Source organism: Microbacterium sp. KNMS (genome assembly GCF_053851835.1).
This window is the reverse complement of record NZ_JBSQBP010000030.1, coordinates 25,969-42,845: the sequence shown is the minus strand read 5'-3', so window position 1 is coordinate 42,845 and position 16,877 is coordinate 25,969. Positions and strand designations below refer to the sequence as shown.

The window sequence follows — 16,877 nt, the reverse complement described above, 5'->3', positions numbered from 1 at the left end:
GTCCCGCGCATGGCGCGGGACCGGCCCCTCCGGCGCTGGGCGAGGGCGCTCAGTCGTGCCGTGCGAAGGCGCTGCGGAACGCGAAGGCCGCTGCGTAGGCGCCTACGGAGAACCCGATGGTGAGCAGGATGATCCAGAACGGCGGGAGCACGAAGGCCAGGCTCGCGCAGCCCGCGGGGAGCGCGAGGAGGAGGAGGGTGCGCGCCGGCTCCGCCGCCGGGAGGAGGAGCGCGCTGCGCAGGGTCTGGCGCAGGGGCTGCGCATAGCGCGCCACGAGCGCGCAGCCGTAGAGGAAGGCCGCGAAGAGCCACACGGCGCCGAGGAACGAGAGCATGCCCGCGACCGAGCCGAGCACGCTGCCGAGGGCCATCCAGAACACGCCGCTGAAGACCAGCGCAGCGGCCGGGACGCCGAAGACGAGGAGCACGACCGTGCCGCGGGCGGCGTCGCGTGCGAGCGCCGGGAAGAAGTCCGCGAGAGGGCGGCCCTGCTCGTCGTCCGAGTACCGCATCGCGACCTCGAAGAGAGCGGAGGTCGCGGCGCCGATCGTCACGACCGGAAGGCAGGCCACGAGGTACGCGACGTTGAGCCCGACGAACGTGAGGAACGTCGAGAGGCCGCTCAGGGCCCTGCCTTCGGGGTCGAGCTTCATCGCGGATCGGCCTCTCCTCGGGGGCGGCGGCCCCGGCGAACTCCTCGTCGGATTCTAGCCCGAATCGGCGAAGCGCTTCGATTCGCCGCCGCGGCCTCAGACGAGCAGGTACACCGCGCCCGCGATCGTCAGGGCGATGACGAGCCGATCGAACACGCGCTGGTCCATCCGCGACGCGACGCGGCGGCCGACGAGAGCTCCGACGATGACGGCCGGCACGAGGACGAGGTCGAGCAGGAGCGAGCCGGGCGTGATGATGCCGAGCCCCACGGAGAACGGCAGCTTCGCGATGTTCACGATCGCGAAGAACCAGGCGGATGTGCCGAGGAACGCCTTCACGGGGAACTTCGCCGCGAGGAAGTACATCGACATCACGGGGCCCGCCGCGTTCGCCACCATGGTCGTGAATCCGCCGAGCGCGCCGTAGGTCGCCGCGGCGACCGCGCCCGACCGCGCTCCCGGCTCGGCCTCAGACCGGGCCTGGAGCCATCGGCGCCACAGCGTCACGGCGACGACGAGCAGCAGGAGGACGCCGATGACGCGCCGCACCCAGGCGTCGTCGGCGAGGGCGAGGAACGCCCAGCCTGCGACGAGACCGAGCACGACCGCGGGCGCCATCCGGACGATGACCTTCCAGTCCGCGTGCCGCCGGTACGACAGCAGCGCGAACATGTCGCCCACGATGAGGAGGATGAGCAGGGCTCCGGTCGACTCCTTGGCGGGCAGGACCGCGGCGAACAGGGCGACCGAGAGCGTCGCGCCGCCCGGTACGGCGGTCTTGGACAGGCCGACGACGAGCGCGCCGATCGCCAGCGCCGCCCAGACGATCGGGGAGAGGTCGGCGATCACGCCTTGAGCCGCACGAGGCGCTCGTGGCCCGTCTCCTCGAGCTCCGCGAGGTCCTCGCGCGACTTGAGGAAGTCGGAGAACGAGCGGTATCCGAGGGCCTTCTCGCTGAACGAGGGGTCCATGCGGCGGATGTGCTGCTTCACGGCCGAGCTGTGCAGCCATCCCGCGTCATCGCCCTTGCCCTGGCCGACGCGCAGCGCCCGCTCCAGCAGGCGCGACGCGGCCGCGTGCAGATCCTCCGGCGGCGTCTCGTCGAAGGCGAGGAACGTCTCCGGCTCCTCGGCGGGCTTGGACTTCGACGCCCGGCGCGTGCGCGGCTTCGCCTTCGGCTCGGCGTCATCCTTCGCCTCGGCTCCGGCGGCCTTCGTCGCGTCCTTCGCGCCCTCCGCCTTGTCGGCGCTCTCGCCCCTGTCATCGGTCTTCGCCCTGGCGGCGGGCTTCGCGGGCAGCTGCACGCCGGGGAGCGAGTCGTAGGGCTCGAACTCGTCGCACGCCGCGGCGAGGGACTTCGCGGTCGAGCCCGCGACGCCCACGCCGACGACGTAGCGGCCGAGGCGCCGGCAGCGCTGCGCGAGCGGCACGTAGTCGGAGTCGCCCGCGACGATCACGACGTGCGTGAGGTCGGGGAGGCGGAACATGTCCTCGACGGCGTCGACCGCGAGACGGATGTCCGCGCCGTTCTTCGCGTACGCGGCGGCGGGGAAGAGCTGCACGAGGTCGACCGCGCGCGCGACGAGCTGCTGGCGGTAGATGGCGTTCACGGGCGACGACCAGTCGGCGTAGGCGCGCGTGAGCACGAGCGTTCCGTACGACGCCGAGTAGTCGATGACCGCGCCCACGTCGACCATCGCGCGGGACAGCCGGTCGGCGATCTCGGGATCCTGCGGGTTCTCGGCGATCCGTGCGCGGTCTCGGCTGTAGGAGTTGCGCCCGTGGACCCGGTCGTACCACGACATCACGATGTTGTCGAAGTCGAGGTAGACGGCGACCCGGCCGTCATCGTGGGTCTCGGGCACGGCGGCTCCTCAGATGGGGCGGATGGGACTCCTCCGAGCGTAGCCGCGTCGGCTGTGCGTCGCGCCGGGTGCCCATCACCCCGGGTGGTGAGGGGTTGTCGGATGGCGCGCACGCCGCTACGGTCTGATGTGCGGAAAGCGTTTTCTCTCAATCTGAAACGTTTCACATCCATCGACGACGATGAGGAGTCCGACATGACCCGACCATCCGCCCGCTGGGCCGCGCGCGCCGGCGTCGGCGCGCTGGCCGCAGCGCTGGTCGCCGCGATGCCCGGCATCGCGGCGCACGCCGACGATCGAGAGCCGCCCGTGCCGCAGCTCGAGCGGCTCGACCGCGGCCTCGTCGCCGCGCGCACCGACGACGGCGTCTTCCTCAGCTGGCGCCTCCTCGCCGAGGAGACCTCGGGCGCAGGAGAGGCGGGGATGACCGGACCGGACTTCGCCGTCTACCGCGACGGCGAGCGGATCGCGACGGTGACGGACAGCACGAACCTCCTCGATCCCGAGGGCACGGCGTCCTCCGCCTACCGCGTGGCTCCCATCGTGAACGGCGTCGAGCTCGAGGCGAGCGGCAGCACCGCACCGTGGAACGGCGCCTCCGCGACGCTGCCGCTGCAGAAGCCGGCTGACGGCGTGACGCCCGCGGGCGAGGCGTACACCTACTCGGCGAACGACATGTCGGTGGGGGACATGGACGGCGACGGCGATTACGAGTACGTCGTGAAGTGGTATCCGTCGAACGCCAAGGACGTCTCGCAGGTCGGCTACACGGGGAACACGTACATCGACACCTACGAGGCCGATGGCACCCTGTTGCACCGCATCGACCTCGGCGTGAACATCCGCTCGGGTGCGCACTACACGCAGTTCATGGTCTACGACTTCGACGGCGACGGCCGCTCCGAGATCATGATGAAGACCGCGCCGGGCACGAGCGTGACCGCGCAGGGGCAGACGGCCTACGTCACGATCCCGGCCGATGACGCGGCCGCCGGCGTGACGGACGCGGACGACTACCGGATGTCGGCGGCGGACTACCGCGCGCACCTCGTGGAGGTGTTCCGCGGATGGAGCGAGCGCGACGAGGTCGTGTCCGGTCAGTGGCCCGCGACGCTCGAGGAGGCCTTCGGGATCGAACCGCGCTACGACTACCCCCTCTCGGAGGCCGACGCGACCGCGCTCGTCGACCACTTCATCGACGTCTATGCGCCGTCGCGGTCCGCGCGGAACCAGCTGCGGAAGTTCGAGGGCTTCGTGCTGACGGGCCCCGAGTACCTCACGGTGTTCGACGGGCTGACCGGCGCCGAGCTCGAGACGGTGGACGACAAGCCGGGCCGCGGCGACGACGGCCTGCTCTGGGGCGACTATGCCATGGCGCGGATCGAGCCGGGCAACCGCAACGACCGCTTCCTCGCGGGTGTCGCGTACCTCGACGGCGCGCACCCCTCCGCGATCTTCGCCCGCGGCTACTACACGCGCTCCACGCTCGTCGCCTACGACTGGGACGGCGAGAGCCTCTCGGAGCGCTGGTACGTCGACAGCGGGCACGCGCCCATGGCCAACCCGTTCAACGCCTCGCCGCACGGCGTGGACGGCACGGACCCCGAGTTCGGCACGCTCACGACCCAGGGATTCCACTCGCTCTCGGCGGCCGACGTCGACGGCGACGGCAGGCAGGAGATCGTGTACGGGTCGGCGACGATCGACGACGACGGGTCGCTGCTCTACAGCTCGTTCGCCGAGATGCCCGAGGGAAGCGCCGCGCCAGGGACGACGGCGCGGCTCGGGCACGGCGACGCGATGCACGTGACCGACATCCTCCCCGAGCGCAGCGGCCTCGAGATCTTCACGGTGCACGAGGGCGGCGTCTGGGCGCCCTACGGATGGGCGCTCCGCGACGCCGCGACCGGCGAGGTGCTCGAGGGCGAGTACTCCGGTCGCGACACGGGACGCGGCATGGTCGGCGACGTCGATCCCGACCAGCCGGGGCTCGAGTTCTGGGCGTCGATGCCGCCCGGTTCCGGCACGCCGGTCGAGGGGCTGGGCACCAACCAGTCCATCCGCTGGGCGGCCGACATGACGACGCAGATCGTCGAGGGCTATGGCGACGAGGACGTGCGGATCGTCGACGGCTCGGGAGAGGTGCTTCTCGAGGCCGAGGGGACGCGCTCGAACAACGGCACGAAGGGCAACCCCGCCCTCGTCGCCGACGTCTTCGGCGACTGGCGCGAGGAGCTCCTCGTGCGCTCGGCGGACAGCTCCGAGATCCGGATCCACCTCTCCACCGAGGTGACGGACCGCAAGCTCACCACCCTCATGCACGAGCCCCAGTACCGTGCGGAGGTGGCGCGGCAGAACACGGCGTACAACCAGCCGAGCTACACGGGCTACCGCCTCGCCTCCGACATCGACTGGGGCGACGTGCCCGTCTACACGAGCGAGGTCGTCGCGCCGGCGCCGATCTTCGTCGACGAGGCAGGCCGCGGCCGCGACGGCTACGAGATCCCCGATGCGCACGGCGTCGCGTACTACGTCGACGGCGCCGAGGTCGCGCCCGGCTTCCATCGCGCGAAGGGCTCCGTCGAGATCGTCGCGGTGCCCGACGCATGGTTCGCCCTCGCGCCCGAGGTCGAGTCGACGTGGGAGTTCGCGTTCCGCGCCGGTCGCTGATCCCGAAAGAGGAGGGCCGCCGCCGGCGACTGCCGGCGGCGGCCCTCCTCTGCGTCCGGGTCAGCGGCGCGCGGCGTACTGCTCGCGGATGACCGGTCGCGTGTCGACGGGGAGGGTCGCGGCGATCTGCAGCGGCCACTCCGGGCGCGTGCCGGTGAGCGCCCACGCGGCCTGGGCCGCCGCGCCGAGCGCGACGTACTCTCCCGGCTCGGGCACGACGACGGGAGCATCGAAGACCTGCGCCGCGATCGCCTGGACGGCCGCGCTCTGCGCTGCTCCGCCCACGAGGAGCACGCGCTCGGCGGCGACGCCGTGGGCGCGGATCGCGTCGAGGCCCTCCGCGAGCCCGCACAGCACGCCCTCGATCGCGGCCCTGGCGAGGTTCTCGCGGGTCGTCGAGGCGAGGGTCATGCCGAAGAGCGTCGCTGTCGCATCGGGCAGGTTCGGAGTGCGCTCGCCCTCGAACCAGGGCTGCAGCACGAGCCCGCCCGCTCCCGGCTCGGCGGCGAGGGCGAGCCGCGCGAGCTCAGCGTGGTCTGCGCCGAGAAGAGCCGCGGTTGCGTCGAGCACGCGCGCCGCGTTCAGGGTGGTGACGATCGGCAGGAAGCCGCCTGCGGCATCCGCGAACCCGGCGACCGTTCCCGTCCGGTCCTGCACCGCGACATGCGTCACGGCGAACACGGTGCCGCTCGTGCCGATCGAGATCCCGATATCGCCCGCACGGGCATCGAGGCCGAGCGCCGCGCCCGCGTTGTCGCCGGCACCGGGCGCCACGACGAAGCCGGGGCCGTCGACGTGCTCGGCGGGGGCGAGGACGCGGGGGAGCACGATCGCGTCGGCGTCGCGGCGCAGAGCGCGTGCGAGCAGGTCGCGGTCGTAGACGTCGCGCGACGGGTCGAAGTAGGCCGTCCCGCTCGCGTCGGAGCGATCGGTCACGAGCTCCTCGAGCACGGGGCCGCGCTCGCCGTCGGGTCCGAAGCCGCGCAGGCGCCAGGTGAGCCAGTCGTGCGGAAGCGCGACGGCCGCGACGCGCGCGGCGTTCTCCGGCTCATGGTCCGCCAGCCACCGCAGCTTCGTCGCGGTGAAGGAGGCCACGGGGACCAGCCCCGCGCGCTCCGCGAAGGCCTCGGCGCCGACCTCCGCGGTGAGCGCGGCCGCGGCATCGGCCGAGCGCGTGTCGTTCCAGAGGAGGGCGGGGCGGATGACCTCGCCGCGCGCGTCGAGAGCGACCATGCCGTGCTGCTGCCCCGCGATCGACACCGCGTCGACGTCGGAGAGCCCGCCGGCGTCGGCGATCGCCGACTGCAGCGCGTCCCACCAGTGCCAGGGGTCGACCTCGGAGCCGTCGGGGTGCGATGCGCGGCCCGTGCGCGCGATCTCGCCGGTGGCGAGATCGCGCACGACGACCTTGCAGCTCTGCGTGGACGAGTCGATGCCCGCGACGAGAGTCATCCGCGCCGTCCTCAGCGGGCGCCGAGCAGGTGCTCGGTCGCGAGCTGCTGGAGCCGCACGAAGCCGAAGCCGTGGCCGCCCAGGTACGCGTCGGCGTCGAAGTCCTCGTACGCCGAGCGGTCGGCGAGGAGGTCGTCGTACGACTCGCCCTCGTTCAGGGTCGGCTGGCCGAGCTCGAGCACCTTCGCGCTCGCGAGCGCCTCCTGCACCTCGGGGTCGGCGCGGAAGGCGGCCGCCCGCTCCTTGAGGAGGAGGTAGGTGCGCATGTTCGCGGAGACCGAGTCCCACACGCCCGTCTCGTCCTCGGTGCGGCTGGGCTTGTAGTCGAAGTGGCGGGGGCCGTCGTAGGCGGGGACGCCGCCGGGGCCGCCGTTCTCGAGGAGGTCGACGAGCGCGAACGCGTTGTGCAGGTCGCCGTGACCGAAGACGAGGTCCTGGTCGTACTTGATGCCACGCTGGCCGTTCAGATCGATGTGGAAGAGCTTGCCGTGGTACAGCGCCTGCGCGATGCCCGCCGCGAAGTTCAGTCCCGCCATCTGCTCGTGGCCGACCTCGGGGTTGAGGCCCACGAGCTCGGGGCGCTCGAGCGAGTCGATGAACGCGATCGCGTGGCCGAGCGTCGGGAGGAGGATGTCGCCGCGCGGCTCGTTCGGCTTCGGCTCGATCGCGAACCGGATGTCGTAGCCCTTGTCGGTGACGTAGTCGCCGAGGAGGTTGACCGCCTCGCGGTAGCGCTCGAGAGCCGCGCGGATGTCCTTCGCGGAGTCGTACTCCGCTCCCTCGCGACCGCCCCACATGACGAAGGTCTTGGCGCCGAGCTCGGCGGCGAGGTCGATGTTCCGCAGCACCTTGCGCAGCGCGAAGCGGCGCACCTGGCGGTCGTTGGAGGTGAAGCCGCCGTCCTTGAAGACGGGGGCGCTGAACAGGTTCGTCGTGACCATCGGGACGACGACGCCGGTGTCGGCGAGCGCGCCCTTGAGGCGGTCGATCTGCTTCTGCCGCTCGTCGTCGGTCGAGCCGAACGCGAACAGATCGTCGTCGTGGAACGTGAGGCCGTAGGCGCCGAGCTCGGCGAGCTTCTCGACCGCGTGCACGACGTCGAGCGCCGGTCGGGTCGGGCCGCCGAACGGGTCGGTGCCGTTGTAGCCGATGGTCCAGAGACCGAACGAGAACTTGTCGTCCTTGGTGGGTGTGAGCGACATGAGGATCCGCCTTCAGCGTCGTCGGTGAAATGTTGTGAAAATGAACATATCACCAACCCTGCTCGCGGATCCAGTCCACCGCGAGGCGTGTCCATCCCTCGAGCGGTCCGAGGCCGGTTGCGAGTCCCTTTCCGTGCGCGCCCTCCGCGAAGACGTGCAGGTCGGCGGGCACGCCGTGACGGACGAGAGCCCGCGTGTAGGCGAGGGCGTGCGTCACCGGGACCGCCTCGTCGGCGGCCGTGTGCCACAGGAACGTCGGCGGCGTGCGCTCGTCGACGAGGGCGTCCGCGTCGAGCGCCGCACGGGCGGCGACGGGCGCGTCGGGGCCGAGGAGCGCGTCGACGGAGCCCCGGTGCACGAGATCGGTCATCGAGATGACCGGGTAGCAGAGGATGGCCAGGTCGGGCCGCGCGTCGACGTCGTGCGCCGCGCGCTCCGCCGCCGTGGGCGCGCTGCTGAGCGTGGCCGCGAGGTGACCGCCCGCCGAGAAGCCGAGCACGCCGATCCGCGACACGTCGAAGGCCCCGTGCTCGCCGCGGCGGAGGGCGGCCAGGAGCGACCGGGTCGCGACGATGGGCTCGGGATGGCGCAGCGGCGCGACCGGGTAGCGGAAGACCACGGCGTTCAGTCCTGCGTCGTTCAGCCACGCCGCGACGGGCTCGGCCTCGTGCGGGGCGTGATGCGCGTAGCCGCCTCCCGGCAGCACGAGCATGAGCGGCCGGCTCTCGGGAGCCTCGGCGCGGGCGGGCAGGAAGACGATCTCGTCGGCGTGGGTCATGCTCGTTTCCTACCATCCGCGCGCACCGTATCGTGGTCCGCGTGTGCCCTGATGCGATGACGCCCGACCGCACGACCGACCCCGACGCGACCTCCCGACGCGCGCGCCGGCGCGGTGGCCGGCGGCTCGTCTTCGAGGGGGAGGCGCGCGAGTGGCTCGAGGCCCTTCCTCTCGGCAACGGCCGCATCGGCGCGATGTGCGGAGGCGGCGCGCGGGCCGTGCTGCACCTCAACGAGGAGAGCGTCTGGTCGGGAGCGCCGTGGCGAGACGAGCGGCAGCGTCCGCTCGCGCCGGAGGAATCGCAGCGCCTGCTCGCCGAGGCGCGGCGCGCCGTGCTCGAGGGTCGGCCGCGCGAGGCGGAGGAGCTGCTCCAGCGCCGTCAGTCGGGCTACAGCCAGGCGTTCCTGCCGGTCGGGTCGCTCGTCGTCGGCCCGCGCGCGGGGGAGGATCGCACTCCCGTCGTCCGCGCCCTCGACCTCGGCGCGGCCGTCCACGAGCTGCGCGCGGGCGACCAGACCGCGGAGACCTTCGTGTCGGCGGCCGACGACGTGCTCGTCCACGCGGTGTCCGGCGCCGCCGCGCCGATCGAGCTGTCGTTCTCGACGCCCCTGCGCGAGACGGCGCGCGAGGAGCTCGCCGACGGCTTCGCGGCCCTCCTCGCGGCGCCCCTCGACGTCGCGCCCGGACACGAGCCCGACCTCCCCGCCGCGACGTGGCCCGACGACGGCGAGCGCACGGTCGAGGTCGCCGTCGTCGTCCGCCGCCGGGAGGAGGGGGAGCGGACCGTGTTCGCTCTCGCGATCGAGACCACGTATGCAGGGCCCACGGCCGAGCTCGCGTCGCCCGATGACGCGTTCCGCCGGGCGCACGAGCGCGTCGAGGCCGCCCTCGCGAGCGGGTACGAGCGCCTGCGGGCAGCGCACGTCCGCGCGCACGCCGAGCTCTTCGACCGCGTGCGGATCGACCTCGGGCGCGCTCCCGACGCGTCCACCTCGGAGCGTCTCGAGCGCGCGCGCAGCGCAGGCGACGTCGCCGCGGCGGATCCCGATCTCGTCGCGACGCTGTTCGACTACGGTCGCTACCTGCTGATCTCGTCCTCGCGGCCGGGTCGGCTCCCCGCGAACCTGCAGGGTCTGTGGAACGCCGAGATGCGTCCGCCGTGGAGCTCGAACTACACGCTCAACATCAACACCGAGATGAACTGCTGGGCCGCCGAGGTGACCGCTCTTCCGGAGACCGCACAGCCGCTCATCCGCTTCGTGGGCGCCCTCGCCGAGCGCGGCGCGCGGACGGCGACGATCGACTACGGCGCGCCCGGCTGGGTGGCGCACCACAACAGCGACGCGTGGGCCTTCACCGCCACGGTGGGCGCGGGGCACGGCTCTCCCTGCTGGGCGTTCTGGCCGTTCGCAGGACCGTGGCTCATCCGTCATCTGTCCGAGCACGTCGCGTTCGGCTCCGCGCCGGACGGCTTCGTCGACGGCACGCTCCGCCCGCTCGCCCGCGGCGCGGCGGAGTTCCTCCTCGCCTGGCTCGTCCGCCTGCCCGACGGCTCCCTGGGGACCGCGCCGTCGACATCCCCCGAGAACACCTTCCGGGTGGGCGGCCACGAGGTCGGCGTCGGCGTCACGAGCACGATGGACCTCGCGCTCGCGCGCGAGCTGCTCGACACCGTCGTGAGGCTCGGTCCCGACGACGACCCGCTCGTGGGCGCCGCCCGCGACGCGCTCGACGCGCTGCCCGAGGTCTCGTCGCGTGCGACCGACGACGGCGTCCTCGAGTGGGATGCCGTCGTCGACGAGGTCGACCCGCAGCATCGCCACGTCAGCCATCTCTACCCGCTCTATCCCGGCGATGCGGCCGACGAGGCCTTCGAGCGCGCGGCCGCCGTGACGCTCGACCGCCGCGGGCTCGACTCGACCGGCTGGTCGCTCGCGTGGAAGACGGCGCTCTGGGCGCGCCTCGGGCGCGCGGACCGCGTCGCGGATCTCCTGCGGCTCTTCTTCCGGGACGCGCGCGGGAGCGGCTTCGGCGAGTCGGGCGGACTCTACGCGAACCTCTTCGCGGCGCACCCGCCCTTCCAGATCGACGGGAACCTCGGGTTCGCGGGCGGGTTCGCGGAGTGCCTCCTGCAGAGTCACCGCGGGCGGATCGACCTCCTGCCCGCCGTGCCGACGGCGCTCGCGTCCGGCCGGGTCGCGGGGCTCATCGCGCGGCCGGGCGTCGTCGTCGACATCGCCTGGGCGGACGGCCGTCTCGTGTCGGCGCGCCTGCGCGCGCGAGCCGGGCGGGATGGCCGGATGCGGCTGCGCTGGGGCGGCCGCGAGATCGAGGTGGAGGTGTCGTCGGAGGCCGACGCGGTCGTGTCGGCCGCCGACTTCGACGCCTGAGCGCGGGGGTCGGCGCCCGTGCGGTCGGCCCGGGGTTGAAAGGGCGGAAGGGGCGCGCTAGGGTCAGGCGAAGCGCTTCGACAGAGAGGCGCGAGAACGTCCGCCGCGACGAGGCCGCGTCTGCGCGCCATCGGCCGAAGGGACCCGTGCCGCAGAGGACCGGGACGCATCGCCTCGTCGCGGCGGCGCGGCCCGCCGACGACGGCGAGGAGGGATCGAGGATGACCGACGGCACGCGCAGCGCGTATGCGCCCGGCATGCTCCTGTTCGGCGGCGACTACAACCCCGAGCAGTGGCCGCGCGAGATCTGGCGGGAGGACATCGCCCTCATGCGGCGCGCGCGGGTGAACACCGTGACGCTCGGCGTGTTCTCCTGGGCGCTGCTCGAGCCGCGCGAGGGCCGGTTCGAGACCGGCTGGCTCGACGAGGTCATCTCCCTGCTCGACGAGGCCGGCATCGGGTTCTTCCTCGCCACGCCGACCGCGTCGCCGCCGCCGTGGTTCACGCTCGCGCACCCGGACGCGATGCCCGTCGGGCCCGACGGGATCGTGCTCTCGCACGGCTCCCGCGACACGTACGCGGTGAGCGCGCCCGCGTACCGCGAGGCGTCCCGGCGGATCGCGCGGATGCTCGGCGAGCGATACGGACGCCATCGCGGCCTGCGGGGATGGCACATCCACAACGAGTACGGGACGCTCGACTACGGGCCGCATGCGGCGCGCGCCTTCCGCGCCTGGCTGCGGAGGCGCTACGGCGATCTCGACGCGCTGAACGCCGCGTGGGGCACCGCGTTCTGGTCGCAGCGCTACGGGACGTGGGAGGAGATCCTCCCTCCGCGCGCCACGCAGTACCTGCACAGCCCCGCACTCCTGATCGACTTCCGACGGTTCTCCTCCGACGAGATGCTCGCGGCGTTCGAGGAGCAGAAGGCGGAGATCCGCGCGGCCGGCTCGTCCGCTCCCGTCACGACGAACTTCATGCTGCCCACCTGGAACCACCTCGAGCAGTGGTCGTGGTCCGCCGCGCAGGACATCGTGTCGATCGACCACTACCTGGACACGACCGGCCCGGACGGCGAGGCGCACGTGGCCTACGGCGCGGACCTCACCCGGTCATGGGCGGGCGGGCCCTGGGTGCTCATGGAGCAGAACGCGCGCGGCATCCGTGTCGGCGATCGCACGCACGCCAAGACGGCCGATCGGATGATCCGCAACTCCCTCGGCTACATCGCGCGCGGCTCGCAGAGCTCGCTCTTCTTCCAGTGGCGGCAGAGCGCGGCGGGAGCCGAGCAGTGGCACGGCGCGCTCGTGCCGCACGGGGGCGGCGACTCGCCGCTGTTCGAGCCCGTGGTCGAGCTCGGCCGGATCCTCGAGGCCATCGGCGAGGTCGCGGAGCCGCCGGCCGATGGCCCGGTCGTCCCGGCCGAGGTGGGGATCGTCTGGCACGCCGACGGCTGGTGGGCGCTCGAGACGCCGCACCTGCCGAACGACGCGCTGTCGTACTCCGACGAGGTGCGGGCGACGCACCGCGCGCTCTGGCGGAAGGGCATCGCGACGGAGTTCGTGCGGCCGGGAGGCGAGATCTCGCACCTGCGCCTGCTCGTGGTGCCCGCGCTGTACGCCATGGCCCGGGAAGCCGTCGGATGGCTCGAGGGGTTCGTGCGCGCGGGCGGGCGCCTCGTCGTCACGACCCCGTCCGGGTTCGCGGACGAGAGCCTCCGGATCGCCGCCGGCCGCTACCCTGCGCTGCTGAGCGACCTCCTGGGCGCGGGCGCGGACGAGATCGTGCCGCTCGCCCCGGGCGCGGGCGTCGCGATCGAGGGCGGCCTGCGTGCGGAGGAGTGGACCGAGCGCCTGCATGCGTCGGATGCGCGCGTCCTCGCGCGCTACGTCGACGGCCCGCTCGCGGGGCACGCCGCCATCACCGAGGCCGAGCGGGGCGCGGGGACGGCGGTCTACGTGTCGGCCCGGCTCGCTCAGGAATCCCGCGACATCCTGCTCGCCGAGCTCGCGCAGCGCGCGGGGGCGCGCGAGACGGTCGCGGGCGCCGCAGCGCTCGGCGTCGAAGCCGTGAGGCGGCGCGGGGCGCGGGCGGACTTCCTCTTCCTCCTCCACCACGGCGCCGAGCCGGTGCGGGTGCGCGGCGAGGCGCGCGAGCTTATCCGAGCGAGCGACCTCTCGCGCGGGCTCACGCTCGATCCGGGAGCGAGCGCCGTCCTGCGCGTCGCGCGCGGCGCGGAGGTGGAGATCGAGCGGATGGTCGGGCGATGATGGGAGTTGCAGGGCCCTGTCCTCGCGGATAGGATCGCGGGACAGTCGAAGCGCTTAGACAACGGAGTGAAGATGGCGACGATCAACGAGGTGGCGAAGCTCGCCGGCGTGTCGATCAGCACGGTCTCGTACGCCCTCTCCGGCAAGCGCACGATCTCGCGCTCGACGCGCGAGCGGATCGACCAGGCCATCGCAGAGCTCGACTACCAGCCGCACGCCGCCGCGCGCATCCTCGCCGGGGCCCGGACGCAGATCCTCGCCCTCAGCGCGCCGCTGCGCGCCGACGGACACCTGCCGACGCACATGCGGTTCACCTCCGCGGTCGTCGAGGCCGCGCGCGGACGCGACTACGACGTGCTGCTGCTCGCCCGCGACGACGAGGTGAACGGCATCCGAAGGGTGAGCGCGAGCTCGCTCGTCGACGGCGTCGTGATGATGGGCGTCGCCGAGGACGACGAGCGGCTTCCGATCGTCCGCGCGGGGCGCATCCCCGCTGCGCTCATCGGCATCTCCGAGCACGCGCAGGGGGTCGCCTGCGTCGACTTCGACTTCGAGACGGCGGCGCGCGACGCCATCGCGCGGCTCGCCGATGCGGGGCATCGCGTCGTGGGCATGATCGGCCACCCGCACAGCTTCGTGGATCGGCGCGCGGGATTCATCGGCCGCTTCGATCACGCTCTCGAGCAGGCCGCTCAGGAGCGGGGCGTCCGTCTCGTTCGTCAGTGGGCGGGCATCGAGCGGGGGACGGGTGCGGAGGCGGTCAACCTCATCCTCGGGGCGGCCCCCGACGTCACGGCGATCGTGTTCCACTGCAACGAGCCGGTCGTGGAGGAGGCGCTGCGGCGCCTGGACGAGCGCGGGCTGCGCGTCCCGCACGACATCTCCCTCCTCGCAGCCGCGGCGAGCTACGACCCGGGGCGGCTCGAGCACCGGCTGAGCGGAACGACGCTTCCCATCGAGGAGATGGGGAAGATCGCCGTCGAGGGCATGCTCGCGGCGGTCGAGGGCGTCGTGCCGGGCCCGCCGCTCCTGCTCCCGCCCGCGTTCATCGACCGCAGCTCGATCGCGCCGCCCGCCTGAGGCGCGCCGCACCGACGCGCGTCTGCGCGTCAGTCATCGAAGCGCTTCGAGAATTTCTCATCCACTCCGCCCGCCGATGGGCGTCACGACAGGAGCATCCCGGCCATGAAGTTCACCGACGGGTTCTGGCAGCTGCGGCAGGGCGTCGACGCCCTCTACGGGCGCGAGGCGTACGACGTCTGGTCCGACGGGCGCACGCTGAACGCGACCGTGCCGACGAAGGTCATCGAGCGCCGCGGCGACACCCTGAACCGCGCGACCCTCACGGTCTCGCTGCACTCGCCGCTGCCCGGGGTGATCGGCGTGCGCATCGAGCACCACCAGGGCGGCCGAGGCGAGGTCTCGTTCGACCTCGTCGGCGCCGAGGACGGGCACGGCGACGTCGTCGTGGACGACGCGGCCGGCAGCATCACGAGCGGCCGCATCCGCGCGACCATCACCCGTGGAGCTCCGTGGAGCCTCGTCTTCCACGATGTCGAGACCGGGCGGGTGCTCACGTCGAGCGGCGAGAAGTCGCTCGGCTACATCCGCCTCGCCCCGGACGCCGCGGTCGAACGGGGGCCGCTCGGCGCGACGGGAGCCGGCGCCTACGTCCATGAGCAGCTGGCCCTCGACGTCGGCGAGCTCATCTACGGGCTGGGCGAGCGATTCGGGCCCCTCGTGAAGAACGGCCAGACGGTCGACATCTGGAACGCCGACGGCGGCACCTCGAGCGAGCAGGCGTACAAGAACGTCCCGTTCCATCTCTCGAGCCGGGGATACGGCGTGCTCGTGGATCACCCGGGCCACGTCTCCTACGAGGTCGGGTCGGAGGCCGTCGAGCGCGTGCAGTTCTCGGTCGCGGGCGAGTCCCTCAGCTACTACGTCTTCGCCGGGGGCGACCCCGCTGGCGTGATCGAGCGCTACACGGCGCTGACCGGGCGCCCGGCTCGCCTGCCCGCGTGGTCGTACGGCCTGTGGCTCACGACGAGCTTCACGACCGACTACGACGAGGCGACCGTGACGCGCTTCATCGAGGGGATGGCCGAGCGCGACATCCCGCTCGGCACGTTCCACTTCGACTGCTTCTGGATGCGCGAGTTCAACTGGTGCGACTTCGAGTGGGACCCGCGCGTGTTCCCGGATCCCGAAGGGCTGCTCGGCCGTCTGCACGACCGCGGGCTGCGCGTGTGCGTCTGGATCAATCCGTACATCGGTCAGCGCTCGCCGCTCTTCGCGGAGGGCAAGGAGAAGGGCTACTTCGTCACGCGGCGCGACGGCTCGGTCTGGCAGTGGGATCTGTGGCAGGCGGGCATGGCGCTCGTCGACTTCACGAACCCCGAGGCGACGGCGTGGTACCAGGACCACCTCCTGCGGCTCATCCGCCAGGGCGTCGACTGCTTCAAGACCGACTTCGGCGAGCGCATCCCGCTCGAGATCGACTACTTCGACGGCTCGAGCCCCGAGCGGATGCACAACCTCTACACCCAGCGCTACAACGAGGCCGTGTTCGAGGTGCTCGAGGCCGAGCGCGGCGAGGGCGAGGCCGTGCTGTTCGCGCGGTCGGCGACCGCCGGCGGCCAGCGGATGCCCGTGCACTGGGGCGGCGACAACACGTCGTCGTTCGCGTCGATGGCCGAGAGCCTCCGCGGCGGCCTCTCGCTCTCGCTCAGCGGCTTCGGCTTCTGGAGCCACGACATCGGCGGATTCGAGGGCATGCCCGACCCCGCGGTCTTCAAGCGCTGGCTCGCGTTCGGGCTCCTCTCGAGCCACAGCCGCCTGCACGGATCCACGAGCTACCGGGTGCCGTGGCTGTTCGACGAGGCGGAGGGGCGCGATGAGGCCGATGCCGAGAGCGCGGTCTCGGTCGCCCGCCGGTTCACGCGCCTCAAGCTCGCGCTCATGCCGTACCTGCACGCGGCCGGACTCGAGGCGCACCGCACCGGCACGCCGGTCATGCGGCCCATGCCGCTCGCGTTCCCCGGCGATCCCGCGACCGCGTACCTCGACCGGCAGTACATGCTCGGGCCGGACCTGCTCGTCGCGCCCGTGTTCTCGGCGGACGGCGCCGTGGATCTCTACCTGCCCGCGGGGGAGTGGACGAGCCTTCTCACGGGTGAGAGGGTGAGCGGCGGATGGCGCCGCGAGACCCACGCGTTCGACAGCGTGCCGCTGTACGTCCGCCCCGGCGCCGTCCTGCCGGTCGGCGCGCGCGACGACACGACCGACTACGACTACCTCGACGACCTCACGCTGCGGGTCGCGCCGGGCGGAGCGGACGGGGAGAGCGCCCTCACGGTGACCGCGGCGGATGGCCGGACGGCGCGCTTCCGCGTCGAGCGCGCGCAGGGATCCGTCCGCATCTCCTCCGAGGAGGTCGTCGCCTTCTCGATCGGCGCGATCGGCGGCGAGACCGTCCGCGCGTCCGACGGGGTCGCCGAGCTCGCACTCTGACCCCGGCGGCTGCGCAGTCCTGTCGCACGAGGAGCGCTTCTCCGCAGGCGGGTGAGGGCATCGATATCGATAACGATTTCGCAAC

The 16,877-nt window shown here is 72.6% G+C and carries 11 protein-coding genes; 5 read left to right on the top strand and 6 right to left on the bottom strand.

The annotated features are described in order from the left end of the window. Positions 1-49: 49 nt before the first annotated feature. From ACWXWW_RS15955 to ACWXWW_RS15945, 3 genes are all read right to left on the bottom strand, one after another. Positions 50-652 carry a DUF624 domain-containing protein gene (locus ACWXWW_RS15955; protein WP_421074368.1) on the bottom strand — a complete coding sequence of 201 codons (603 nt, stop codon included), beginning with the start codon at positions 650-652 and terminating at the stop codon, positions 50-52. A 96-nt stretch (positions 653-748) separates the two neighbouring features. Then, positions 749-1,498: a sulfite exporter TauE/SafE family protein gene (locus ACWXWW_RS15950; RefSeq protein ID WP_374727774.1), complete on the bottom strand. Its 750-nt coding sequence runs from the start codon at positions 1,496-1,498 to the stop codon at positions 749-751. Beyond that, complete coding sequence (locus ACWXWW_RS15945) at positions 1,498-2,517, bottom strand: NYN domain-containing protein (protein WP_455970825.1); 1,020 nt, start codon at positions 2,515-2,517, stop codon at positions 1,498-1,500. The genes ACWXWW_RS15950 and ACWXWW_RS15945 overlap by 1 nt, the downstream gene beginning before the upstream one ends. 195 nt (positions 2,518-2,712) lie before the next feature. On the opposite strand from ACWXWW_RS15945, the gene ACWXWW_RS15940 reads away from it, so the two are divergent. Beyond that, positions 2,713-5,187: a rhamnogalacturonan lyase gene (locus tag ACWXWW_RS15940; protein ID WP_455970823.1), complete on the top strand. Its 2,475-nt coding sequence runs from the start codon at positions 2,713-2,715 to the stop codon at positions 5,185-5,187. Between the two features lie 60 nt (positions 5,188-5,247). On the opposite strand, the gene xylB is transcribed toward ACWXWW_RS15940, so the two are convergent. Genes xylB through ACWXWW_RS15925 form a run of 3 tightly spaced genes read right to left on the bottom strand, consistent with a single transcriptional unit; the run spans position 5,248 to position 8,619 of the window. Continuing rightward, a complete protein-coding gene (xylB, locus tag ACWXWW_RS15935; RefSeq protein ID WP_455970821.1) occupies positions 5,248-6,639 on the bottom strand; it encodes a xylulokinase in 1,392 nt (463 codons plus the stop codon). 11 nt (positions 6,640-6,650) lie between these two features. After that, the gene (xylA, locus tag ACWXWW_RS15930) at positions 6,651-7,841 is read right to left on the bottom strand and encodes a xylose isomerase (RefSeq protein WP_455970819.1); all 1,191 of its coding nucleotides are present in this window, start codon (positions 7,839-7,841) and stop codon (positions 6,651-6,653) included. Between the two features lie 49 nt (positions 7,842-7,890). Further along, complete coding sequence (locus tag ACWXWW_RS15925) at positions 7,891-8,619, bottom strand: alpha/beta hydrolase (RefSeq protein WP_455970817.1); 729 nt, start codon at positions 8,617-8,619, stop codon at positions 7,891-7,893. 56 nt (positions 8,620-8,675) lie between these two features. Here ACWXWW_RS15925 and ACWXWW_RS15920 point away from each other — a divergent pair, with 56 nt between their 5' ends. The 4 genes from ACWXWW_RS15920 to yicI all read left to right on the top strand — a co-directional run bounded on the left by ACWXWW_RS15920 (position 8,676) and on the right by yicI (position 16,792). Next, the gene (locus ACWXWW_RS15920; RefSeq protein ID WP_455970815.1) at positions 8,676-11,009 is read left to right on the top strand and encodes a glycosyl hydrolase family 95 catalytic domain-containing protein; all 2,334 of its coding nucleotides are present in this window, start codon (positions 8,676-8,678) and stop codon (positions 11,007-11,009) included. A gap of 146 nt (positions 11,010-11,155) precedes the next feature. After that, positions 11,156-13,279 carry a beta-galactosidase gene (locus tag ACWXWW_RS15915; RefSeq protein WP_455970813.1) on the top strand — a complete coding sequence of 708 codons (2,124 nt, stop codon included), beginning with the start codon at positions 11,156-11,158 and terminating at the stop codon, positions 13,277-13,279. 72 nt (positions 13,280-13,351) lie between these two features. Next, positions 13,352-14,359: a LacI family DNA-binding transcriptional regulator gene (locus tag ACWXWW_RS15910; RefSeq protein ID WP_455970811.1), complete on the top strand. Its 1,008-nt coding sequence runs from the start codon at positions 13,352-13,354 to the stop codon at positions 14,357-14,359. 105 nt (positions 14,360-14,464) lie between these two features. After that, positions 14,465-16,792, top strand: coding sequence for an alpha-xylosidase (yicI, locus tag ACWXWW_RS15905; protein WP_455970809.1), 2,328 nt, complete (start codon positions 14,465-14,467; stop codon positions 16,790-16,792). The last annotated feature ends 85 nt before the right edge of the window (positions 16,793-16,877 follow it).

What these genes read in the sequence shown, in the direction of transcription:
- xylB (WP_455970821.1), bottom strand. Translation starts at nt 6,639, where the DNA reads ATGACTCTCGTCGCGGGCATCGACTCGTCCACGCAGAGCTGCAAGGTC.
- xylA (WP_455970819.1), bottom strand. Translation starts at nt 7,841, where the DNA reads ATGTCGCTCACACCCACCAAGGACGACAAGTTCTCGTTCGGTCTCTGG.
- ACWXWW_RS15920 (WP_455970815.1), top strand. Translation starts at nt 8,676, where the DNA reads ATGACGCCCGACCGCACGACCGACCCCGACGCGACCTCCCGACGCGCG.
- ACWXWW_RS15910 (WP_455970811.1), top strand. Translation starts at nt 13,352, where the DNA reads ATGGCGACGATCAACGAGGTGGCGAAGCTCGCCGGCGTGTCGATCAGC.
- ACWXWW_RS15925 (WP_455970817.1), bottom strand. Translation starts at nt 8,619, where the DNA reads ATGACCCACGCCGACGAGATCGTCTTCCTGCCCGCCCGCGCCGAGGCT.
- ACWXWW_RS15955 (WP_421074368.1), bottom strand. Translation starts at nt 652, where the DNA reads ATGAAGCTCGACCCCGAAGGCAGGGCCCTGAGCGGCCTCTCGACGTTC.
- ACWXWW_RS15940 (WP_455970823.1), top strand. Translation starts at nt 2,713, where the DNA reads ATGACCCGACCATCCGCCCGCTGGGCCGCGCGCGCCGGCGTCGGCGCG.
- yicI (WP_455970809.1), top strand. Translation starts at nt 14,465, where the DNA reads ATGAAGTTCACCGACGGGTTCTGGCAGCTGCGGCAGGGCGTCGACGCC.